Raw genomic sequence first — 21,422 nt, 5'->3', positions numbered from 1 at the left:
GGCTCCGCTAACGCTTGCGCAGCCAGTATCGATAGACGCCTTCGGCGGCCTCTTCGCGCAGCAGTTCATGGCCGGCGAGCTGGGCGAAGGCCCGGAAGTCTCGCTGCGACCCGGCATCGGTGGCGATCACCTTGAGCACCCCGCCGCTGGGCAGGCGGTTCAGCTCCAGCTTGGCCTTTAGCAGGGGCAGCGGACAATTGAGACCACTGGCATCCAGCTCCGCGTCACATACCAGGGGGGATGAATCGTTATCCGTCATGACAGCCTCTCCCGAAGGGCCGACAAGCATACCCAAGCCTATCCGCCGCTGGCCAGTTGAAACGGCGCTCGAAGTCCAACAGCTTCGGGTCTCGGGCAGATACCTAGGCAGTGCCGATAACCAACGGCTAAAGTAAGGCCTTTGCCAACCTGAGCCTCCTGCATGAATGTACTGCGCCCTGCCCTGTTGACGCTCGCCTGCATGCTCGCTTCGCCGGTCATGTCGGACGATCTGCCCTCCCTGGGCGACGCATCTTCCTCGATCGTTTCGCCGGAGCAGGAGTTCCAGCTGGGCCGCGCCTGGCTGAGCATGCTGCGCAACCAGGTCGATGCGATCTCCGACCCGCAGCTCAAGGACTTCGTCGAAAGCAGCGTCTACCGGCTGGCCGAAACCAGCGACCTGCAGGACCACCGGCTGGCCTTCATCCTCATCCGCGACGCACAGATCAACGCCTTCGCCGCGCCCGGCGGCGTGATCGGGGTCAACGGCGGGCTACTGCTCAACGCCCAGACCGAAGGCGAGTATGCCGCGGTGCTGGCCCACGAACTCGGCCACCTGATCCAGCGCCACTTCGCCCGCGGCATCGAGGCACAGCAGCGCATGCAACTGCCGGTGATGGCAGCGATGCTCGCCGGCATCGTCGCCGCGGCCGCCGGCGCAGGGGATGCGGGTATCGCGGCGATTGCCGGGACCCAGGCGGCGGCGATCCAGAACCAGTTGCGCTTTTCCCGGCAGAACGAGCAGGAAGCCGACCGCGTCGGCGTCACCAACATGGTTCGCGCCGGTTACGATCCGCGCTCGATGCCGAACATGTTCGAGCGCCTGGCGCGGCAGTATCGCTACGACGGCAAGCCGCCGGAGTTCCTCCTCACCCACCCGGTCACCGAATCGCGTATCGCCGACACCCGCAACCGCGCCGAACAGTATCCCCAGGGCGGCAAGGAAGACAGCCTGCGCTACCAGCAGATGCGCGCGCGCACTCAGTTGCTCTTCGAGGAAACCCCGGGGATGGCCGGCAAGCGCTTCCGCGCCATGCTCAACGACAATCCCAAGCTGGATGCCGCGCGCTACGGACTGGCCATCTCGCAGACGCGCATCGGCCAGCTCAACGATGCCCGTGACAACCTCAGGCAATTGCTGGCGAAGGCACCCAACGACGTCGCCTACAACCTGGCCCAGGTCGAGCTGGACATCACCGCCAACCGCCTGCCGGATGCCGACCAGCGGTTGAAGAAGATGCTCGCCCAGTTCCCCAGTAGCTACCCGCTGAAACAGGTGCGCGCCGACCTGATGCTGAAGATGAGCAAGCCGCAGGAATCGGAGAAGATCCTCGACGACCTGAGCAAGGCGCGGCCGCTGGACCCGGATGTCTGGAACCGCCTGGCCGAGGTGCGCAGCCTGACCAACAACGCCATCGGCGTGCACCAGGCCCGGGCCGAGTACCTGTCTCTGACCGGCGACTACCAGGCCGCCATCGAGCAGCTCGATTTCGCCAAGCGCCGCGCTGGCGGCAACTTCCAACTGGCTGCGCGACTCGACGCTCGCCAGCAGGAAATTCGCCAGCAGGAAAAGATGGTCAAGGAAATGTTCCGCTGAGCGGCATATCCGAGGAAAAACACCCGGCGAAGCTCATCGAAACAGGGGGTTGGGCGAACAACCGCACCGCGCTTACTCGCCCTACGCAGCGGGACGCCCTCGCCAGGATCAGGCGTTCCCGGCCTGGCGCAGGCGCGCGGCCTGGGTGAAGTCGAGCATGCGCTTGAGCGGACGGACCGCCCGCGGGATCAACGCCGGGTCGACGAAGATTTCCCCGCTGCCCTCGCGCAGGCAGGCCAGGGTCCGCTCGAGCGTGTTCATCGCCATCCACGGGCAGTGCGCGCAGCTGCGGCAGGCGGCGCCGTTGCCGGCGGTGGGGGCCTCGATGAAATCCTTGTCCGGGCACAACTGCTGCATCTTGTAGAAGATGCCGCGATCGGTGGCGACGATGAAGGTCTTGTTCGGCAGGGTCTGCGCGGCCTTGATCAACTGGCTGGTCGAGCCCACGGCATCGGCCAGCGCGACCACGCTTTCCGGCGATTCGGGGTGGACCAGGATGGCGGCGTCAGGGTAGAGCGCCTTCATGTCTTCCAACTGCTTGGCCTTGAACTCCTCGTGGACGATGCAGGCGCCGTCCCAGAGCAGCATGTCGGCCCCCGTCTCGCGCTGGATGTAGCGTCCCAGGTGCTGGTCCGGTGCCCAGAGGATAGGCTCGCCGTTGTCCATCAGGTGTTCGACGATCTCCACCGCGCAACTGGAGGTCACGACCCAGTCGGCGCGTGCCTTCACCGCCGCGGAGGTGTTCGCATAGACCACCACGGTCCGTTCCGGGTGCTGGTCGCAGAATGCCGAGAATTCATCCACCGGGCAGCCCAGGTCGAGCGAGCAGGTCGCTTCGAGGGTCGGCATCAGCACGCGCTTCTCAGGGTTGAGGATCTTCGCCGTCTCGCCCATGAAGCGCACCCCGGCCACGACCACCGTCTGCGCCGGATGCTGGTTGCCGAAACGGGCCATCTCCAGCGAATCGGATACGCAACCGCCGGTCTCCTCGGCCAACGCCTGGATCACCGGATCGCAGTAGTAATGCGCCACCAGTACCGCGTTCTGCGCCTTCAGTTCGGCCGCGATCGCCGTGCGATGCTCGGCACTCTCCTGCTCGCTCAACACACGGGGTTGCTTGGCGGCCAGGTGGGCCTGTACCAGGAGTCGTTCGGAAATGTGCGTCATAGTCGCTACACCTGAAGGCGCAACAGCGCGTCTCTCGATTTTATACCCGGCGGCAGGCTGGACCGCCGGGAGCTGACGATTGCAGGTTTCGGGCACGGCACCCGCGACACCCTCGAGCGAAGCTCGGGGTATCCGCCTGCAAGGCCGCGGATTCTAACCGCATAGGTCGCGCCAGGGCCATCCCGGCGTCCGTACCGGCCTGGCCGGTGGCTACGCTAACAAAAGACATAGGTTTCGGTCGTTAGACCTACGCGACATAATTTTTTCGTTTCTTAGAACCGTCCCTAGCTCGGCTCGCTCCACGACCGAACACGACATGCCGGCATACCAGCGTTAATACTTTGGTATTAGGCCCTTGGTATTAGCGTTAAATAACCGGTAAATATCCGGATTTTCTTTTCGTCGAATTTACGAGCAATATGAAACATATTTCGTTGAAATAAGCTCTTCTTTCACATAATTATAAAAATATCCTGAAACAGAGCCGTCATCCCTCACCTCCAAAACGACGACTCCCCGTGCCGTGCGCCCGCCGCGCAGAAAGCGAGCCGGCGGCCGATTCCACCCTCGCACGCCAGCCCTTGCGCTTCACTGACCGACGGGAGGTTTCCCCGATGAAAACGTCATCCAGAAGACAAGTTGAAACACTCGGGCGCTATCTATCGAGTCCTCGACGCTTCTTCCACAGTAGCGGCAACCTGACCCGATCAAGGGAAGCGGCACGCGCCACCCAATAAAAGGAATAAGGGATGCCTATTCATAACCTGAATCACGTGAACATGTTCCTCCAGGTCATCGCCTCCGGTTCGATTTCCTCCGCTGCGCGGATCCTGCGCAAGTCGCACACCGCGGTCAGCTCGGCGGTCAGCAACCTGGAAATCGACCTGTGCGTGGAGCTGGTCCGTCGGGACGGCTACAAGGTCGAACCCACCGAGCAGGCGCTTCGCCTGATCCCTTACATGCGCAGCCTGCTGAACTACCAGCAGCTGATCGGCGACATCGCCTTCAATCTCAACAAGGGTCCGCGCAATCTCCGGGTGCTGCTGGACACCGCCATCCCGCCGTCGTTCTGCGATACGGTGAGCAGCGTACTGCTCGACGATTTCAACATGGTCAGCCTGATACGCACCTCGCCCGCCGACAGCCTGGCGACGATCAAGCAGGATAACGCGGAAATCGATATCGCCATCACCATCGACGAGGAACTGAAGATCTCCCGCTTCAACCAGTGCGTGCTCGGCTACACCAAGGCGTTCGTCGTCGCCCATCCGCAGCACCCGTTGTGCAATGCCTCCCTGCACAGCATCGCGAGCCTGGCCAATTACCGGCAGATCAGCCTCGGCAGCCGCTCCGGGCAGCATTCGAACCTGCTGCGGCCGGTCAGCGACAAGGTGCTCTTCGTGGAAAACTTCGACGACATGCTGCGTCTGGTGGAAGCCGGCGTCGGATGGGGCATCGCGCCGCATTATTTCGTCGAGGAACGCCTGCGCAACGGTACCCTGGCAGTCCTCAGCGAACTCTACGAACCGGGCGGCATCGACACCAAGGTGTATTGCTACTACAACACCGCGCTGGAATCCGAGCGCAGCTTCCTGCGCTTTCTCGAAAGCGCCCGCCAGCGCCTGCGCGAACTCGGCCGCCAGCGTTTCGACGATGCGCCGGCCTGGCAACCGAGCATCGTCGAAACGGTGCAGCGCCGCTCAGGCCCGAAGGCGCTCGCGTACCGCCAGCGCGCCGCACCAGAGTAGAGCGTTCTCCAGCAGACGCTGGCCGTGGGTGGTGAGAATCGACTCGGGATGGAACTGCAAGCCCAGCTGTCGATTGCGCGGATCGGCCATCGCCATGATCTCACCATCGGCATCGGCCAGGCAGTCGAAACCTTCCGGCAGGCGACTGACCACCAGCGAGTGGTAGCGCGCGACGCGCAGGTCAGCGATGCCGTCGAACAGCGGGTGATGCTGATCGAAACGCAGGGACGTGCTCTTGCCATGCAGCGGTTTCCTCGCCTCGCCCACCGCGCCACCGGCGGCCAGCGCCAGCGCCTGGTGGCCGAGGCAGACGCCGAGCACCGGCAAGCGCCCGCGGGCCCAGGCGAGCAATTCCAGCATGCAGCCGGCGTCTTCCGGCCGACCGGGCCCCGGCGACAGCACCAGCAGTTCGCAACCGTCGGCCAGCAATGCCGCCTGGATCGTCGGCAACGGCGTATCGTTGCGCATCACCCGGACCTCCGCGCCGAGCAGGCAGAACTGCTCGACCAGGTTGTAGGTGAAGGAATCGAAGTTATCCAACAGCGTGATGCGCATCGCGCTCTCCCCTTTCGCGTTCGGCAGCGGCCACGGCGGTCAGCACCGCCAGCGCCTTGTTGCGGGTTTCCTCGGCCTCCAGCCGTGGATCCGAATCAAGCACCACGCCGGCGCCTGCCCGGACCCGCGCGATACCTTCGCGGACCTCGGCGGAGCGGATGACGATGCTGGTATCGAGGTTGCCGGCGCTGTCGAGAATGCCGATCGCGCCACCGTAGCTGCCGCGATAGCCATCCTCGTACTGCCGCAGCAACTGCATGGCACGGACCTTCGGCGCACCGACCAGGGTGCCCATGTTCAGGCAGGCACGGTAGGCATGCAGCGCATCCAGTTCGCCATGCAGTTCGCCAGCCACGCGCGAGACCAGGTGCATCACGTGGCTGTAGCGATCGACCTTGAGCATGTCGCGCACCTGCCGCGTACCGCTGCGGCAGACCCGCGCCAGATCGTTGCGCGCCAGGTCGACCAGCATCATGTGCTCGGCGATCTCCTTGGCGTCCAGGCGCAACTCCGCTTCCAGGCGATTGTCCAGTTCCGCATCGATGGCGCCCCGGGCATCGCGTCCGCGCGGGCGAGTGCCGGCGATGGGGTAGAGTTCCACCTCGCGACTCTCCGCGTCGTACTTCAATGCCGACTCCGGCGAAGCGCCGAACAGGCAGAAGTCCCCCGCATCGAGGAAGAAGCGGTACGGGCTGGGGTTGCGCAGGCACAACTGGCGATAGGCCCGCCAGGGGTCCGCGCACGGCATGCTGAAGCTGCGCGACGGTACGATCTGGAACACGTCGCCGGCCCTCACGTGGGCCTGCAGGCGCTCCACCTGGCGAGCAAAGCTCGCATCGTCCAGGTCGACCTGGTAGTTGCCGGCCCGTACGCCTGCCACCGGCGACTCGGAAGCCTCCTCCACGGCGCCATGGAATTCGTCGGCACACTGGCGCAGGCTGGCGGCCAACCGGTCGTGCCCGGCCGGATCGTGGACGAACGCCTGCAGCGAAGTCCGGCGCGCCAGGTGATCGATATCCAGCAGCAACTCCGGCACCAGGAACAGGTAGTCCGGGCAATGCCGCGCAGGTTCGGCCGGCGCCGGCAAGGGTTCGAACTGCTCGGCCAGGTCGAAACTGAACAGGCCGCCCAGCAGCGCAGGCTCCTCCGCGTCGCCCAGCGTTCCGAGCACGCGGCGCAGCGCCTCCAGGCTGGACAGGCCATGCAGGCGTCGCCACTCGTCCGCCTGCGACTCTTCCTGGGGGAAGCGCCAGTGCAGGGTGTCGCCGTCACGCAAGCAGGTGACCTGGGCCGGACAGGCCTCGCTCAACGGTGCCAGCAAGGCGCGTCCGTTGGCGTTCAACGCCCGCAGCACTACATCGCGCCCCCAGCACTCGATGCGCAGGCAGCTGGAAAGGATCGCCACGCTACGCCGCGCAGCCTTGCTGTCCACGTCGAAGCAGTCGAACAGCATCCGGTTGGCGCCGGCCATGCGCCAGATCGACAGCGCCTCCGGCACCAGCGTGCGGTACTCCAGACTTTCTTCCAGTCGATAGCCAACCCCGCTCACGAGCCATCTCCCCGCGCCCATGGACGACTGGCCTGCGCGACGCTAGCGCGCAACGGCATGTTCATCATCGATAACCCCCTTTTCCCCCAATTGCGACCGCTGCCGTCGGCGGCGATCGCCGCAATGGATGTCCCGCCTCAGTCCAGAGGCAGCGCCTGGCGGGAGAGAATCTCCAGCATCCGGCGCATGCTCCCCAGGTGCAGTTCGCCGGGCAGGAAGTCGACGCTCTGCCCACCCCAGGCGCGGTGCAGCTCCTCGCTCAGTTCGTCGAGGGACTCGCCCATGGACTGGCGCCAGAGCAACCGCCGGCACAGGCGCAGACACTCGGTATAGGCCGACTCGGCCCCATCCGCGGCCAGCCGCCCCCGCAGCAGGCCGCCGTGTCCCGGGATCAGTTGCAGCAGGGTCGGCAGACGCTGCAGACGTTCCAGGGACTCCAGGTAAGCCTCCATGTCGTCGAACACCAGCGGCCGCCACACCCCCTCTGCCTCGTCGAACTCGCCCAGGGCATCGCCGCAGAACAGGCGTCGGCGTCGCACGTCGTAGAAAACCACGTGATCGTCGCTGTGGCCGTGGGCCTCTATGACCTGCAGGCGATGCCGCGGTCCCAGCTCCAGCCACTCGCCGTCGGCCACCGCGCGAACCGGCAGAGCGTCCCAGGCACAGGCCTCGGGCAACCGCTGCTCCGCACGCAACAGTTGCCGGTTCAAGCGCTCGACCACCCGCACCGCGCTTTCCGACTTCCAGGCCTGGCAGGTCCGCTCGGACGCCAGGACCTGTACGTTCGGCAGCCGCGGACACAGGTAGGGCAGCAGGCCGCAGTGGTCATAGTGCTTGTGGGTGATCAGCCAGTAGTGCACCTGGGACGGGTCGGCGACCCAGCGGCACAGGTCCGCCCAAACCAATTCGGCATCCCGGCTGATCCCTCCTTCAACCAGCGCCCAGCTCGCCTCACCGAGACGCAGCAGAAACACCGGCACCTGGACGTCCCCCAACAGGCACAGGTCATCATCCAGTTGACCGGGAGCCGAAAGCCTCAACATGGCCGGTTCACCTCCTCAGGTTTACGGTACAGCGCCGCGCCCCAGGTCGCGCCGGAACCGTAGGTCAGGACCAGCACCCGCTGTCCGGGCTGGATGTCCGGCCAGAACATCGCCAGCGTGACCAGGGTCGAGGCCGAAGCCATGTTGCCCAGACGATCCACGGTCACCGCGAACTTGTGCTGGGGAATGCCCAGTTGCTCCTGCACCGCATCGAGGATGCGCAGGTTCGGTTGATGGCAGATCACATGGTCGATGTCGTCCAAGGTCAGCTCATGGGCCACGAGCATTTCGCCGGCGATCCGTACCAGGGTCTGGCTGGCATGCTCGAACATCGGCCGGCCGCGCATGAGGAACTCGCCCCCGCCCTCGCGCAGGACGTTCTCGTCGAGGAAGGTCGGCGAGGCACTACCCGGCGCCGCGGTCATCAGCAGGTCGAAGTAGTTGCCGTCGGCGCCCAGGCGCAGGTCCAGCAGTCCGTCTTCGAGACTCTCGCCGGCGCTGACCACTACCGCGCCGGCACCGTCGCCGAGCAGGATCGACAGGTTGCGGCCGCGGTCCGAACAGTCCATGCGCTTGGACAGCACCTCGCCGCAGACCACCAGGACATGCCGTGCCAGCCCGGCGAGGATCTGCCCGCGAGCCATCTGCAAGCCGTACAGCAACCCGCTGCACTGTGCCCGGATATCCAGCACCGGGATGTGCCGCAGGCCCAGCAGCGGCTGGATCAGGCAGGCCTGGGACGGGTCGTGGTGGTCCGGCGACAGGGTGTTCACCAGCAACAGGTCGATGTCCTCCGGCAGCAGCCCGGCAGCCTCGATGGCCTGGCGCGCCGCCGGTACCATCAGCGCGCTGACCGCCTGTTCCGGCTCGACGTGATAGCGGGTGCGTACGCCGGTGCGTTCAACGATGAACTCATCCGACGTGTTGATGCGCCCTACCAGGTCATGATTGCTGACCTGGCGTTTCGGCAGGCTGAAACCCAGCCCGGCCAGGATCGGATTACCCATGTACAGCCCTCCTCGGACACCGTGGTTCAACATGGCGATGCCTCAGCACACCAGCACCTCGCCCAATTGCCAGACCTGGGCGGCGAAACCCCAGCCGGTGGCTGCGCCGGCCATGACGATACGATCGCCGGGGCGGATCTTGCCCTCGCGCAGGCCGGTCATCAGGGTGTACGGGATGGAAACGGAGATCATCACGCCGGTATCGCCCATCGTCAGCTGGTACTGCTCCGGACGGGCACCGATGCCCTCGGCCCAGGCTTTGACCAGGAACGGCGCTGGCTGGTGGAAGACGAAATAATCGATGTCATCGCTGCCCAGGCCGGCCTTTTCCAACGCCCGGCGCATCGCGATCGGCACGTTGGTCGGGACGAAGCTGGCCATCTTGTTCTGGCCGTCGCTGAACAACGAGAAATACAGCCGCGGCTTGGCCTCGCCGGTCGGGTTTTCCGGCAGGCGCCAGCGACCGGTGGCCACTTCATAGAACGTGGCGTCGCTGTGTTCGGCCGAAGCCAGCAGATCGCAGTTGTCGTCGTCGCCGCGGGTCAGCAGGGCCACCGCGCAGCCATCGGCGAACAGGGTCGAGGTACGCGAGGTGAAGTCGAGCAGGTTGGAGATGTACTCGCTGCACACCACCAGCACTTTCTCGGCCTTGCCCTGGCGGATCATGCTCGCTGCCAGGCGCAGGTTGAGCAGGAAGCTGGCGCACTCCATCTGCGAATCCAATGGCAGCGCCCGGCTCAGGCCGAGCTGCTTGGACAGCACGTTGGCCATGCGCGGATAGAGACGCCCGCGCAGGTCCGGCAGGACATCGCCGGCGTCGGTCATGATCGGCGAGGAAGCCGAACAGATCAGCATGTCCACGCTATCCGGCGCGGTATCGCTGCTGCGCAGCAGGCGCTCGGCGGCCCGGACCACCAGGCTGAACTCGTTCTCACCGTTCCGCGGGTCGAAATAGCCCCGCCGATTGACGCCCCAGAATTGCCACCAGGACTCGCTGAGGTCCGGTACCGCAGCGAACACCGGATCGTCGTTTTCGTAGCTGCGAGCCGGAAGTTCACAGGTGATCGCTGCCAGTTTGACCTTATGCATGAGCTTCTCCCGCCAGTTCCAGGGTCACGCCCTCCACCACCATGCCGAACGGATCGAAGCTGATCAGCAGCAGTTCATCCAGACGGTCGCGCTGTGCCGCGCGCAGTTGCGACGCCAGTTCGAACGGCCCCAGGCAACGACCATCGGGCCGTCCCTGGCCGAACCATTCCTCGCGCACCCAGTTCAGTTGCGGGAAGTCCCCGGCCAGACGGGTGAATCCGGCACGTACCGCTTCGGGCAATCCAGGTTGGGCCGGCAGGTTGAGGTGTCCCTTGACGTCGCCTACCTGGCGAATATCGGTATTCAGCGGAATGCTCAGCGGCAGCCATTCCTGCGCCGGATCACCGCCCAGCGCACCGCGACGGAACGCGGCCTTGCCGGTCGGCCGGCAGAGCAGCGCCAGGGCGCCGTCGGCAAGGGCGAAGCCAGACTCGCTGTCCACTTCCAATCCCTGGCTGGATTCGCCGCGCACGACCAGGACGTTGCGATAGCCCTGGTCGCTGGCGAGGGTATCGACCACGTAGAGGGCGCGAGCCAGGCTCGAGTCGGTGAGGTCGAAGACATGCGCGCGATTCGCGCCGAGGATCTTCTGCAACGGATGGCCGATCTTCGGCGCCATGATGTCGCGGTTCTCGATCAGATGGTCGGGAGACAGGGCGAGGCCGACGATCAGGTCGATCTCCTCGGGCTTGACCGCCGCCTCGTCCAGGGCTTCGCGAACCGCCGGCAGCAAGCGCTGCATCAGCATCTCGTCGCCCTGGGCGCGAGGGCGTTCGCCTCCCAGCGGCCCCTCCAGACACACATAGGATGGGGGCAGGTTCACCCCCACAGCCTGAATCAACATGCCCGTTCCTCCGGAAGGTTGTCGTGATAAAGGGTGTCGGCCAGGTGGCGCAGCTCGGCGCGCGCCAACTTGCCGTTGTCGTTGCGCGGCAAGGCCGGCAGCACATGCAATTGGCTAGGCAGCATGTGCGAGGGAATCTGTTCGGCGAGATGCTGGTCGATACGCTGCGCCAGCAGGATCTGGTTGTCGTCCAGCGGAGTGGCCAGGGTGACGAACAGGGTCGGACGCAAGCCGTCGTGCAGCCGGCAGGTAGGAACCAGAACCGCCTCGCTCACTTCCGGCAGATGACGGCAGATCGCCTGCTCGACCTGGGTCGGCACCACCCAGCGGCCATTCACCTTGAACAGATCGTCTTCCCGCCCACAGTGGCGGTAGGCACCCGACTCGTCGCGCTCGAACAGGTCGCCGGTGCGATACCAGCCACCTGCGAAGCGCGCCTGCTGCTCTTCGCTGGCCCGCCAGTAACCCGGACTCAGCCCAGGGCCACGCACCAACAGCACGCCTTGCTGGCCCGCTTCCTCGATAGTGTGTCCTTCGCGGTCCACCAGCCGGCACTCATAGCCAGGCAACGGCAGCCCGGTGCTGTCGGCACGCGCCTGCCCCGGGCGGTTGGCGAGGAACACATGGCCGACCTCGGTAGCCCCGATGCCGTCGCAGATCTCCAGCCCGTGCGCGGCCCAGAATTCGAACTCGCCGCGCGGCAGCGGCGAGCCGGCGGAAAACGCCAGGCGCACGCTGCTCAACAGCTCCCTGGCCTGCGCACGCAGCGAGGCATAGATGGCTGGCACCCCAAACAGGACCCGGGGGCGGAAGGCGACCAGGTTCTCCAGGACCCGCTCCGGGCTCGGCCAGGTATCGTCGAGCAGCGCCGAGGCTCCGCTGAACCAGGGAAAGAACAGGCTGTTGCCCATGCCATAGCCGAAGAACATCTTGGGAATCGAATACAGCCGGTCCCCCGCCTGCAATGCCAGCAGCTCCGTAGCGAACGCCCGACAGAATCCGAGCGTGTTGCGCAGGCTGTGCATCACCCCCTTGGGCGCCCCGGTGGAACCCGAGGTGTATTGCAGGAAACAGGCTGCCGCCGGGTCCTGGCGATGGAAGGCACTCCAATCGAGGTCCGCAGGACCGACCAGCGCGTCCAGCGAGAAATCGTCGAGCAAAGGGCGACCGGCGGCCGCACGCAGGGTCAACGGCGCCAAAGGACCGCTCAGCGACGGTGCATCGGCTTCACGCACCACCAGGCTGGCCTGGCAGTCGGCAGCGATATCGGCCAGGGCCTGCTCGCGGGACTTGGGGTTGATCACGGCGGGAATGGCGCCGACCGCGATGCAGGCCAGGAACAGGCAGGCCAGCGAAGGCGAGTCGTTCAACGCCAGCACCACGCGATCGCCGGGCTTGAGCAGGCGGGCCAGTTGGCTGGCCTGGGAGAGAATGTAGGTCCGGCATTGCAGCCGGCTGAGAGTCTGGCCCCGATAGTGATAAACGGCGGTATCGGGATCGAAATCGAGGCGGAACAGAACCTCGGTCAGGTTGGCCAATGTGGACATGACAGAACGTTCCCTCTTCAGCGATATGCATCCGGATCAGGAGATACCTGAGCCAGAGCGCTTGCTTTGTCAGGAACGGGAAACTAGCGGCGCTGGGCGAAGCGCGATATTCGGAGTCCGAACGAAAAAGTTTCGGGGAGAAGAACCACGGGCTTCGTAGGCCGCGGCAATCGGCGCGATCCAAACCGCGAGAAATTTGGCACACCCACCGGGCTGCGCGGGATCCGAGAACGGCAACCAAGCAAGAAGGGCGGCAGCCTTTTTACGCAAGAGCCCCATCGGCCAGACAAAAACCGTTACAACCCTTGCTCGAGGCCTCGTCCGAACCCATGAGATGGCAAACCAATGACAACCCACTTTGCTCGGCAAATCGCCTCCCAGATCTCACAGTTCGAGGCGCTCGGCCTGGGCTCCACGGGGGCGACGGCATGCCTGGAAGCGAGCGGCCATCCATCGGGCCGATAGCGCTCCACCCCGTCTCGCCTGCCATTTGCAGGCCTCCCTGTTGAAATCCCATTGCGTAGTACACTGGGCGATCCTGCCGAAGAGGACACCTACATGCCCCATAGCTACAGGAAAATGGAATCGCCGGTCGGGACACTGACCCTGGTAGCCAGGGACGATGCCTTTCTGGTCGCGATTCTTTGGCAGCATGAGCGTCCCAACCGAGTACCGCTGGACGAGATGCGCCTCTCCGAGGACAGCTCCCTCCTGGCGGAAACCGAACGCCAGTTGCGGGAATATTTTTCCGGCAAACGTTCCCGGTTCGAACTCCCGCTCGACTTCCAAGGTACCGAATTTCAGAAAAAGGTCTGGTCTGCCCTGCTCACCATTCCATTCGGCGAGACCCGCAGCTATACGGAAATAGCCGTGCAGATCGGCAGCCCCAACGCAGTACGGGCGGTTGGAGCCGCCAACGGACGGAACCCACTGTCCATTGTTGCACCTTGCCATAGGGTGATCGGAGCCTCTGGCGGCCTCACCGGTTTCGCCGGTGGGTTGGCCGCCAAGCAGTGGTTGCTGCGCTTGGAAACCCGAGGCAGGACACCGGATCTGTTGAGCATGATCGAGGACGAGTGAGCTGCCGCTTGCCCTCGCGCCCGGTGTTCAGCGGGAAAGTCCTCGCCTTTTGCCTTGACCCGACTGCAGCGGGGGCATTTCAGATCGAGGACCGACGGCAACTGAGCGCAACTCGTTCGTAAGTCAGATCCTTGTTCCTGGGCGGCAACTGATAGTCGACGGAACAGGAGCCATCGCTCCAGCGAATGGACAGGCGCCCCTGGTCCTCGATACCGAACACCAGCAAACGGGACAGGTTGTCGACCATTCCCACGACCCGCTCTTCCTTGTCGTATGCCTGTGCACCGAAGGGAATCTTTCCTTCAGACTCCATGCTCAGGTCGAACTGCACCCGCCGACCGGACTCCGCGGAGAAACGCTTGGCAACCACGGCGCCCCGGGTCGGCACGGCCATTTGCGTGCTGTCGCTGATCTCGGTATCGCTTCCAAGGGTATTGGTATCCAGGTTCACCCAGTTGTAACGATAGGGTTGCATGTAGGGGAGCACGGCATAGCCACGGCCGTCGGTGCGAACCGAAGAGTAGCCGTCGAGGCCGACGCCGCCGACCTCCGGAACCTCCACCAGGCCGAACGTTTCCCCCACCGGCTGGCCGAAGGTCACTCCCCCCGGATGCACCACTACCGAACCGCTTGCTCCCAGGTTGATCTGCTTGTTGTCACGCCCCTGGCTGTAATTGGCGGACAACTTGGCCTTGGACGTGTCCCAACCCAGGCCGACGCTGCCGGAGTTGCCGCCGTCCTTGCTGTAGTTGGCCTGTGCGCTGTAGTTGAACGCATTGGCTTCATCCAGGTATCCGGAGATACCGGTGTTCAGACTCGAATCACCATGCTGTGAACTCACGGCATTGGCATATACCTGACTGGAGCGTGCGCTACCGCCCAAGGGGATGCTGACGGAGGCCGTGAACTGGGTATCGGAGCGCCCGAACGACCCCGTCTCCTGGGTACGGGAAACCGCCAGGCTGTAGCTCGCGCGCTTGATGCCGCTGCTGAAGCCGAACTGCACGCGACGGCTGCTGCCGGGGCGATTCCAATATGTGGTTTCGCCCGCCGTGAGATAGAGCGAACTGCGTCGGAACAGCGTCTGGTTCACCGTCAGGTCTATGCGGCTCTTCTGCCGACTGGAACTTGAGCCATAGAGGTAGCTCTCGTCGGACATGTCGTCGATATGCTGGCTGAGAGTACGGTAGCCTTCCGTGGAATAGCGATAGCCCACCACGGTAAAGCTGGTTTCGGTGGCGTTGATGGTCTTGGAATAGAGAAGCCGCAGACTCTGCCCCTGGTTGCGCCCACCCCGTCGCGTGCGGGACTGGCTATGGGTCACGTCCGCAGAAAGACCGCCCAGGGGCGTGTTGAAGCCGAGACCCAGGTTGGTGGCATTGTACTTCTCCGCAGCCAGCAGGCCGCCAAAGCCGGTAACCCTGTCGGACAAGCCATACACAGCCGATCCCTGGAGCAGGTTGACCGACGGCTGGCCGTCATTATGGTATTCACCGGCGGCCAGGCCATAGCGCAGGTTCCCCTTGCGGGTCATGACCGGCAGGTAGGAATAGGACTGCTTGAAGGACCGCTGGCGTCCGTCCGCCTCGATGATCTTGATCTCCAGGTCGCCATTGGAGCCGCTGGGATAGATGTCGGTGATCTCGAACGCACCGGGCGGTACGTTGGTGGAATAGATCACGAAGCCATTCTGGCTCACCTCGACCGTCGCATTGGTTTCAGCGATACCGCGCACCACCGGGGTATAGCTGATCTCGTTGTCGGGCAGCATGCCGATATCGGATTGCAGTTGCACGCCGCGCATACGCACGCTCTCGAAAGCATCCCCCTGAGCGGAGGTATACAACTCACCGAGGGACAAGGTCCCCTTCAGGGCACGAATGTCACGTTCCACATAGGTACGGTTGCTACTGAACTTGTTGCGCATGCCGGTACCTCCGCTCAGGGAAGAGTCGTTGCGCAGGCGCCAGCCAAACAGGTTGAAGCCGTTGCGCAGACCCAGGTAGCGGTAATCGCTGTTCTGGCCAAAATTGGTGTTGCGCGTGAAGTTGGCCTGGTAGTTGGAAAACAACGCGGTGACGCCGTCATCCCAAAGAGAGGGATCCACATAGCCACGCGAGTGCCGCTGTACATACAGCTGTGGAATGCTGACCAGCAGGGAAAGGCTGTTGACGTCGAACTCTACGGATGCACCGGGGATGAGTTCGGCGACATTCAGGGGCGTATTGTTTTCCAGGTTGGCCGGAATGAGCTTGTCCCGAGTCAGCCGGGCGATATCGACCCCAATCTCCTTGAGCAGGCCCATCCGAATGATCGGGCGAACGCTTCCGGTGTCGGGATCGGCACTGAACACGACATCTTCGCGCCGGATCATGATCTGGTTCAAATGAATGTCGACGCTGTAAGTGCCGGGCGACACCGAGTTGCCGTTCTCGAAATACTTCAGTTCAACGGGCGCCCCGCCCTCGTTGTTCAGGAACTCGGCGTTGAATTCCACCGCGAAAGTTACGGCAGGCAAAGCCAATCCCAAGGCCACGAGACAGGAAGACCTGGAATAGACGGACACCTTGAGGTCGAACCTTTTCCTAAATATGGCCACGCGAATATTCCTTGGACTAATTTCCGACAAACCGGAAAAACCCATCCATAGGGGAAGTTAAGAGCAGCTCTTCTGCCCTTCTGCTCTTCTGAGCTTCAGTCGGATAAGGAGCTGGAATGTTTATCGAGGCCGCCATAGTCATTTACGCTCTGGAACTCGATCTTTCCAGAAACGCCGGGGGGAGTTCCCTTGATTTCGAATCGGCGACTCGACTTCGGCGCGACCATGTCGGCATCAACGACATAGGAGGCATTGCCAGCTTTTAATTTCACGTTGGCGAAAGAGACATGAAATGCAGTATCGTTGGAAACTTCGACAACCGACTTGCCACCCTGCCGAACAAGACGCCAGATCAACTTTCCAGGCGCTTCGGCGGAAGTTCCCGACAAGTTATCGGGGCGGTAGAAGACCTTGATACGCTGGCGCAAAGCTATCTGCAACGTATTAGCCGACGCAGATTTTTGCGGAATTTCCTGGACGTTCAGGCGGAATACGGATTCCCTGTCGCTCGGCAAGCCTTCCCCTTGAAACAGGATACGCAGGGTTTGCTGCTTGTTGCCTCCCAAACGACTTAGGGCAGGCGTGATGGCAAACGGGACCTCGCGATTATCTGCCCCATTATCAGCCTCTACCCAGGATTGAATCATCACGTCCTTGGAAGCCTGGTTCCTGACCAGGATTGCAGCCTCCTTGGCAGGCGCCTGCAGAACGACCCGGGTTCCTCCCAGTGTGATTCCCGCATTGGCAAGGGTGGAAAAAAGCAAAAGGATGCCACCCCAGATAACTCTGGAAGAAAATGGATATTTCATGACGAACTCACACCTCATGGAGCGGGGTATATACATACCCCGCCCATGTAGCAGAACTTAGTTGTATTCCAGGGTGAAGGGCAGGGAGCCGTTGGCAACACCTGCCGTAGCGGCCGCAGCGCCAGACTTTACGTAAGCAGCCCGCAGATTCAGATTGGCGCTGTAAAGGGTGATGTCTTGGCCTTCGCCATCTTTTTCAACCCTGGAATTCAAGGGTGCATCAATGGTCTCGTTCGCCGACAGGTTCAGCAGCTTGCCATCGGAACCATAGATGCCAATACCGACGCCAGTGGCAGTGGAGTCTTTACCAAGCTTCAGCAGGCTTTCGTTGTGCGAATCGATGCCGGTACCGGACATCGGGTCGAACTTCAGCTTCACGGTGGTCAGACCGGTACCGGTCTTGCCACAGTCCAGGTTCAGATTCAGGCTGGTACCACCAGCGATGCTGCCGCCCGCGGTGCCGCTCAGCGAGTCGATGCTGATCTTGCCGAGGTTTACGTCGATGGTCTGGTTGCCCGCTGCACCGCCAACGGTGGTGCCAGCACCTCCAGTGATGCTGCAAGCGGCCGCGGTGATTTCACCTTTGAAATTGATGGTGCCGTCTGCCGCCATGGCATTGCCGACGACCAGGCTGGCTACTGCGGCAGCCAGAATGCTTTTCATGGAAATGGACACGATTGAGCTTCCTTTTGACAGTGAAAGTGTTGCGATTTTTGAACTCTATAAGAGCCAGCAACATTCTCCGAAAAGCCGAATAGAACGACAACGAAGCACTTCCCAGGCAATCGTGTGAAACTTCCCCAGTGCTTGTATGAAGTTTCCTACAAGCGCCAAAAACCTCGTAGTTAAAAACCCTCCGACACCACAAGCTCGCTGCCACCAACAGCCAAAGACAATGAACGATCCGAAAGAAGCGCCATCAGCTTCGATAGCGCCTCTTATATGGAAGAATGAAAAACCAAGACAAATCAAAGCAAACCCAGCAAGTACCCAATTACCACATTGCCCCAGCAGCAAACGCGGAGCTTATGGGTTCGAGAAATCCATGCTGGAGAATAGAGGCGATTCAGGTTATGGAGAAACCTGAACAGCTTCTGAAAGTTCTATCCGGCCCGATCTCTAGAGCCTTGCCAATTCGGTTGAGATACTGATTTCGAACGCACTTAGTTTGCCTTCCAATGAAGAGGCCAGATTGGCTATCCGCTCGGAAGACTCCGATGGGTTCTGGCAAGCCTTTTCAAGGCAGGAACAAGACTCGACCAATAGGCTGCTGCCCACCACCCTCGCAGCCCCTTTTATCCTGTGCGCAAGTTCGGCCACTCCTTGCAGGTCTGCGAGTTCAAGCAATTCCGCCAACCGAGTACGATCATCCCGACTGCTGGCCAATAAAGTTTCCAGCAACCGCCGCAATGCAGCCGGCTCGCCGCCGGTAATGGCCTCCAGCGAACGAATGTCGAAAAGACTTTCCATCGGCGATTCCGAACCAAGCGCTTTCATACAGACTCCATCGATATGCTTAAAGGAAGGTCACTGCGCATTGCGCTGTCCCGCCTGCGGGACTCCAGGCATCCGTAGAACGACAAGGCCGTACATGCCGTCCGGGCCAGTTATCCGCAAGCAGCATAAGGGAATTGCCTCCGCCTCTGCCGTCCAAACAGGGGAGCATCGCTTGTTGCGCCTCATCGAACGGCCCCAAACGGCCCTGGAAACGCTCATGGCCGGCACGGAGTCTACCTTTGCCAGCCGACCGCAGCCGGCCCGACCGCTCGTTTCGGGGAGGGAAACTCCTACGGTAAGTCTGTGCGAAGAGGCGTCATCAGTTGCGACCGCCTGACGGTTCGAAGCGAACCTGGCAGTGGAGCCATCGCTGCGACACGCGAACCTGGGTTACGCGCATGTGTTGGAAAGCGACGGTCGCAACCAGGGTTTGATGAACCACTATTGGCGTGCACAGGCATACGAGGAAGACGCAGGGAACACCTGGTTGAAAACCAGTTCTACAGATCATCGAGCAGCGAGGGGTCTATCTATGGCACAACCATTGGACGGCTCGCACGACGCGGACCACCCGAAGGCCGAAAGAACGGAAGGAAAGGTGCCATCGGTCAGCGATCCCAGGGCGCTTGCCCATCTTCTGGAATTGATACTGTCCACCGCCCAGGCCGGTCTCGCCTTTTCCAAGGACCGCTTCGACATCGGACGCTTTCGCGCGCTCCAGCATGCCGTCGCCGAATTCATCGCCAGCGACCAGGGGGTAGCGTACGAACGGGTCGAGAACTGGATCGCCCTGGACAGCCACTACCCGACCCCGAAACTGGACGTCCGTGCGTTGATCCTCGACTCGCAACAGCGGGTCCTGCTGGTCCGCGAGGCCTCGGATGGTTGCTGGACCCTACCAGGCGGCTGGTGCGACGTAAACGAGTCGCCGGCAGATGCGGTAGTTCGCGAAACCCAGGAAGAAAGCGGACTGGAAGTTCGAGCGATACGCCTGTTGGCATTGCTGGACAAGCACAAGCATCCCCACCCTCCCCAACTGCCGCATGCGTTGAAAGCCTTCTTCTTCTGCCACGTCACCGGTGGCAGGCTTCAGCAACAAACGGACGAAACGTCGGCGGCCGAGTACTTCCCGGTGGACGCCTTGCCGCCGCTTTCCGAGCACCGGGTACTGGCCTCGCAGATCCAGACGTTATGGCAGCGAATCCGCGCAGGAACGCCAGAGGCGCTTTTCGACTAGGCTGCAGACCTCATGGAGTCATCGCGCGGCAGACGGCCTGACCCCAACGGCGTCCAGCAGGCGCACCCGGCAGATCGACCGACCAGTCGATGAGCGCCTGCCGCCCTCCACCATCGCCGGCAGCTTGACGCCGCCAACAGCGGCGCAGCGTGCCTTCCGACCAGTAAAGCCAGCCCGTCGTTCTCGTTCGAATGCTTGCCGGAGCGCACCCGAAGCGCCAGCCGCCCGACCATCCCGAACGTGCAAGCTCCGAGCGAGCTCCCCCCGCTTCGTCCATAGCTCATCCGTGCTAGTCGACCCTCACCTTGGGATGCACCTATGATTCGTCCCTTGGATGACCCTCCGCGGTCGGGAACAAGACATTCAAGGACGAACTCATGGGCAAACCATTCCTTCACGCTCGGCGCTGGCTGCTGCCGCTCGCCTTCATCTGCACGGCAACGACTGCGGTCGCCGAAAGCACTGGCGACTACTGGATCGTCTACGGCAAGGGCGAACGCTACAACAACGAGGTATTCGTCGCCAACGCCACCGGCATCTTGCAGCAACCCAAAGGTATCCAGTCGGCGCAGATCATCCAGCTATTCGAAGACCGGTCGATGCCGACGCTGACGGCCTACGAGGTCCAGTTCAAGTGCAAGGAGCGCAGGGTTCGCTTCGACAACGCGCGCGCCATGCGCCGCATCGACAACGTCATCACCAACGTGAAAACCGTCGACGGCTGGATCGACCCGGAGAAATACGATTATTGGCTGCAACGCTCGTTCGCCTTCGTCTGCGCCCCGGCCATCCGCGACAACAACCAGATGTTGCCGCTGGGCAAGATGCCCATTGCGCGCATGGTGCAGACCGTCCAGGCAATGTTCGTCGAACTGCAGGGCGTCCAGGCCAAGAAACAGACCATGCGCGATCTGGATGCGATGCTCGGCAACGAGTAGAAATGAAGGAAGGCGGCTTGCCGCCCTCCTCCGGAGCGCCACGGAGCAGGTCAGCGGCATGCCGCTCGCAGCGTCCTGCCGGCCGTAGCCAGCGCCGCGACGAATAGCCAGAATGTGTCTCTATGCGAGGAGCGCGCGGAGCTGCGCGGGGACTTCCATGACTTCGCGGGTATCCGGGGAGACACAGACCTGCGTCAGACTCGCAGTGAACGCCACCACGTCCGGCGAAAGACGTCCTTCGACTGAAAACGAGAAAGAATGCGTCCCCACGTTCGACACACCCACTCGCAGCGTGAGTTCGTCGTCCCAGGTGACCGGATGCAGGAATTCCAGGGAGAACGCTCTCGCCGGGGGAAGAATCCTGAAACCCAGGAGGGTTCTGAGCCCCGGGCCTCCCAGCCAGACCCCGAGCGCCTCCTGCACCGCTTCCAGCACGAAGTATGAAAAACGTGGCGTATAGACGATCCCTTCGGGATCACAGTCGCCAAACAGTACCGTTCTTTTTATGAAAACCGGGGTCGGCATCGCGTCACTAATCCAGTCGCGAGGAAAGGAGCTTCACTCTATGAAAGTCCAGGCCCACTGACAAATCCTCGGATAGCCATGCACCTGTTCACCAGGCTGCATGGAAACAGACTGGCAGGCACACGAATGTGGGCCAGTGCCGATATAACTGGCGAAAGCACGAAACCAGCCGCTCGTTCTGGCGCGCTGTGGATCAGATATCCGGACTCCAGAAACAGAAAAGCCCACCTCGAGGGCCTCGGCTCGTTGAACCAGGATGGGGCTCGGTAGAAATGGTGTTGGCACGACAACTCATTGCAGCATGAACAGATAGGCCACCTTCGGGTGGCCCAT

The 21,422-nt window shown here is 62.5% G+C and carries 19 protein-coding genes; 5 read left to right on the top strand and 14 right to left on the bottom strand.

The window, feature by feature from the left end:
• Positions 1 to 7 precede the first annotated feature (7 nt).
• Complete coding sequence (locus tag FOC67_RS05500) at positions 8 to 259, bottom strand: sulfurtransferase TusA family protein (RefSeq protein ID WP_003086258.1); 252 nt, start codon at positions 257 to 259, stop codon at positions 8 to 10.
• A gap of 162 nt (positions 260 to 421) precedes the next feature.
• On the opposite strand from FOC67_RS05500, the gene FOC67_RS05495 reads away from it, so the two are divergent.
• Positions 422 to 1,855: a M48 family metallopeptidase gene (locus tag FOC67_RS05495; protein WP_003086256.1), complete on the top strand. Its 1,434-nt coding sequence runs from the start codon at positions 422 to 424 to the stop codon at positions 1,853 to 1,855.
• A gap of 108 nt (positions 1,856 to 1,963) precedes the next feature.
• Here FOC67_RS05495 and nadA read toward each other — a convergent pair whose 3' ends face one another.
• Positions 1,964 to 3,022 carry a quinolinate synthase NadA gene (gene nadA, locus FOC67_RS05490; RefSeq protein WP_009315357.1) on the bottom strand — a complete coding sequence of 353 codons (1,059 nt, stop codon included), beginning with the start codon at positions 3,020 to 3,022 and terminating at the stop codon, positions 1,964 to 1,966.
• A 749-nt stretch (positions 3,023 to 3,771) separates the two neighbouring features.
• Between nadA and mvfR the strand changes: the two genes are divergently transcribed.
• Positions 3,772 to 4,770 (top strand): multiple virulence factor transcriptional regulator MvfR, encoded by a 999-nt coding sequence (gene mvfR, locus FOC67_RS05485; protein ID WP_003086252.1) that lies wholly within the window; start codon positions 3,772 to 3,774, stop codon positions 4,768 to 4,770.
• Here mvfR and phnB read toward each other — a convergent pair.
• The 7 genes from phnB to pqsA all read right to left on the bottom strand — a co-directional run bounded on the left by phnB (position 4,723) and on the right by pqsA (position 12,404).
• A complete protein-coding gene (phnB, locus tag FOC67_RS05480; protein ID WP_003086250.1) occupies positions 4,723 to 5,325 on the bottom strand; it encodes an anthranilate synthase component II in 603 nt (200 codons plus the stop codon). The two genes, mvfR and phnB, sit on opposite strands and share 48 nt — an antisense overlap.
• Positions 5,303 to 6,895 carry an anthranilate synthase component 1 gene (locus tag FOC67_RS05475; protein WP_003140752.1) on the bottom strand — a complete coding sequence of 531 codons (1,593 nt, stop codon included), beginning with the start codon at positions 6,893 to 6,895 and terminating at the stop codon, positions 5,303 to 5,305. Before FOC67_RS05475 ends, phnB begins: the two co-directional genes overlap by 23 nt.
• Positions 6,896 to 7,011: 116 nt before the next feature.
• Positions 7,012 to 7,917, bottom strand: coding sequence for a 2-aminobenzoylacetyl-CoA thioesterase PqsE (gene pqsE / locus FOC67_RS05470; protein ID WP_003086247.1), 906 nt, complete (start codon positions 7,915 to 7,917; stop codon positions 7,012 to 7,014).
• A complete protein-coding gene (gene pqsD, locus FOC67_RS05465; RefSeq protein WP_009315354.1) occupies positions 7,911 to 8,924 on the bottom strand; it encodes an anthraniloyl-CoA anthraniloyltransferase in 1,014 nt (337 codons plus the stop codon). The genes pqsE and pqsD overlap by 7 nt, the downstream gene beginning before the upstream one ends.
• Before the next feature lie 42 nt (positions 8,925 to 8,966).
• On the bottom strand, positions 8,967 to 10,013 hold the full coding sequence (pqsC, locus tag FOC67_RS05460) for a 2-heptyl-4(1H)-quinolone synthase subunit PqsC (RefSeq protein ID WP_009315353.1): 1,047 nt from the start codon (positions 10,011 to 10,013) through the stop codon (positions 8,967 to 8,969).
• Positions 10,006 to 10,857, bottom strand: a complete 852-nt coding sequence (gene pqsB / locus FOC67_RS05455) for a 2-heptyl-4(1H)-quinolone synthase subunit PqsB (RefSeq protein WP_003140753.1) — start codon at positions 10,855 to 10,857, stop codon at positions 10,006 to 10,008. The genes pqsC and pqsB overlap by 8 nt, the downstream gene beginning before the upstream one ends.
• Entirely contained in the window at positions 10,851 to 12,404 is a 1,554-nt protein-coding gene (gene pqsA / locus FOC67_RS05450; RefSeq protein ID WP_003086238.1) for an anthranilate--CoA ligase, read from the bottom strand. The genes pqsB and pqsA overlap by 7 nt, the downstream gene beginning before the upstream one ends.
• Before the next feature lie 558 nt (positions 12,405 to 12,962).
• Between pqsA and FOC67_RS05445 the strand changes: the two genes are divergently transcribed.
• The gene (locus FOC67_RS05445; protein ID WP_003086236.1) at positions 12,963 to 13,484 is read left to right on the top strand and encodes a methylated-DNA--[protein]-cysteine S-methyltransferase; all 522 of its coding nucleotides are present in this window, start codon (positions 12,963 to 12,965) and stop codon (positions 13,482 to 13,484) included.
• Between the two features lie 79 nt (positions 13,485 to 13,563).
• On the opposite strand, the gene FOC67_RS05440 is transcribed toward FOC67_RS05445, so the two are convergent.
• The 4 genes from FOC67_RS05440 to FOC67_RS05425 all read right to left on the bottom strand — a co-directional run bounded on the left by FOC67_RS05440 (position 13,564) and on the right by FOC67_RS05425 (position 18,389).
• The gene (locus FOC67_RS05440) at positions 13,564 to 16,083 is read right to left on the bottom strand and encodes a fimbria/pilus outer membrane usher protein (protein ID WP_009315351.1); all 2,520 of its coding nucleotides are present in this window, start codon (positions 16,081 to 16,083) and stop codon (positions 13,564 to 13,566) included.
• A gap of 95 nt (positions 16,084 to 16,178) precedes the next feature.
• Positions 16,179 to 16,892 (bottom strand): molecular chaperone, encoded by a 714-nt coding sequence (locus FOC67_RS05435; RefSeq protein ID WP_009315348.1) that lies wholly within the window; start codon positions 16,890 to 16,892, stop codon positions 16,179 to 16,181.
• Positions 16,893 to 16,949: 57 nt separating this feature from the next.
• The gene (locus FOC67_RS05430) at positions 16,950 to 17,567 is read right to left on the bottom strand and encodes a fimbrial protein (RefSeq protein ID WP_003086231.1); all 618 of its coding nucleotides are present in this window, start codon (positions 17,565 to 17,567) and stop codon (positions 16,950 to 16,952) included.
• A gap of 444 nt (positions 17,568 to 18,011) precedes the next feature.
• Positions 18,012 to 18,389, bottom strand: coding sequence for an Hpt domain-containing protein (locus FOC67_RS05425; protein ID WP_003134050.1), 378 nt, complete (start codon positions 18,387 to 18,389; stop codon positions 18,012 to 18,014).
• A gap of 598 nt (positions 18,390 to 18,987) precedes the next feature.
• Between FOC67_RS05425 and FOC67_RS05420 the strand changes: the two genes are divergently transcribed.
• Both FOC67_RS05420 and FOC67_RS05415 read left to right on the top strand, forming a co-directional pair.
• Positions 18,988 to 19,626 (top strand): NUDIX hydrolase, encoded by a 639-nt coding sequence (locus FOC67_RS05420; RefSeq protein WP_031627694.1) that lies wholly within the window; start codon positions 18,988 to 18,990, stop codon positions 19,624 to 19,626.
• 377 nt (positions 19,627 to 20,003) lie between these two features.
• A complete protein-coding gene (locus FOC67_RS05415) occupies positions 20,004 to 20,564 on the top strand; it encodes a hypothetical protein (RefSeq protein ID WP_003108605.1) in 561 nt (186 codons plus the stop codon).
• Positions 20,565 to 20,684: 120 nt separating this feature from the next.
• On the opposite strand, the gene FOC67_RS05410 is transcribed toward FOC67_RS05415, so the two are convergent.
• Positions 20,685 to 21,089, bottom strand: coding sequence for a thioesterase family protein (locus tag FOC67_RS05410; protein ID WP_003108604.1), 405 nt, complete (start codon positions 21,087 to 21,089; stop codon positions 20,685 to 20,687).
• Between the last annotated feature and the right edge of the window lie 333 nt (positions 21,090 to 21,422).

This window comes from Pseudomonas sp. FDAARGOS_761, from assembly GCF_013343155.1.
In the GTDB taxonomy this organism is placed as follows: Bacteria; Pseudomonadota; Gammaproteobacteria; order Pseudomonadales; family Pseudomonadaceae; genus Pseudomonas; species Pseudomonas aeruginosa.
The sequence above is the reverse complement of the archived record's forward strand: the minus strand, read 5'-3'. Positions and strand labels throughout refer to the sequence as shown.

What these genes read in the sequence shown, in the direction of transcription:
- pqsD (WP_009315354.1), bottom strand. Translation starts at nt 8,924, where the DNA reads ATGGGTAATCCGATCCTGGCCGGGCTGGGTTTCAGCCTGCCGAAACGC.
- pqsB (WP_003140753.1), bottom strand. Translation starts at nt 10,857, where the DNA reads ATGTTGATTCAGGCTGTGGGGGTGAACCTGCCCCCATCCTATGTGTGT.
- pqsE (WP_003086247.1), bottom strand. Translation starts at nt 7,917, where the DNA reads ATGTTGAGGCTTTCGGCTCCCGGTCAACTGGATGATGACCTGTGCCTG.
- pqsC (WP_009315353.1), bottom strand. Translation starts at nt 10,013, where the DNA reads ATGCATAAGGTCAAACTGGCAGCGATCACCTGTGAACTTCCGGCTCGC.
- mvfR (WP_003086252.1), top strand. Translation starts at nt 3,772, where the DNA reads ATGCCTATTCATAACCTGAATCACGTGAACATGTTCCTCCAGGTCATC.
- phnB (WP_003086250.1), bottom strand. Translation starts at nt 5,325, where the DNA reads ATGCGCATCACGCTGTTGGATAACTTCGATTCCTTCACCTACAACCTG.
- FOC67_RS05425 (WP_003134050.1), bottom strand. Translation starts at nt 18,389, where the DNA reads ATGAAAGCGCTTGGTTCGGAATCGCCGATGGAAAGTCTTTTCGACATT.
- FOC67_RS05500 (WP_003086258.1), bottom strand. Translation starts at nt 259, where the DNA reads ATGACGGATAACGATTCATCCCCCCTGGTATGTGACGCGGAGCTGGAT.
- FOC67_RS05410 (WP_003108604.1), bottom strand. Translation starts at nt 21,089, where the DNA reads ATGCCGACCCCGGTTTTCATAAAAAGAACGGTACTGTTTGGCGACTGT.
- nadA (WP_009315357.1), bottom strand. Translation starts at nt 3,022, where the DNA reads ATGACGCACATTTCCGAACGACTCCTGGTACAGGCCCACCTGGCCGCC.
- FOC67_RS05435 (WP_009315348.1), bottom strand. Translation starts at nt 16,892, where the DNA reads ATGAAATATCCATTTTCTTCCAGAGTTATCTGGGGTGGCATCCTTTTG.
- FOC67_RS05445 (WP_003086236.1), top strand. Translation starts at nt 12,963, where the DNA reads ATGCCCCATAGCTACAGGAAAATGGAATCGCCGGTCGGGACACTGACC.
- FOC67_RS05495 (WP_003086256.1), top strand. Translation starts at nt 422, where the DNA reads ATGAATGTACTGCGCCCTGCCCTGTTGACGCTCGCCTGCATGCTCGCT.
- pqsA (WP_003086238.1), bottom strand. Translation starts at nt 12,404, where the DNA reads ATGTCCACATTGGCCAACCTGACCGAGGTTCTGTTCCGCCTCGATTTC.
- FOC67_RS05415 (WP_003108605.1), top strand. Translation starts at nt 20,004, where the DNA reads ATGGGCAAACCATTCCTTCACGCTCGGCGCTGGCTGCTGCCGCTCGCC.
- FOC67_RS05475 (WP_003140752.1), bottom strand. Translation starts at nt 6,895, where the DNA reads ATGGGCGCGGGGAGATGGCTCGTGAGCGGGGTTGGCTATCGACTGGAA.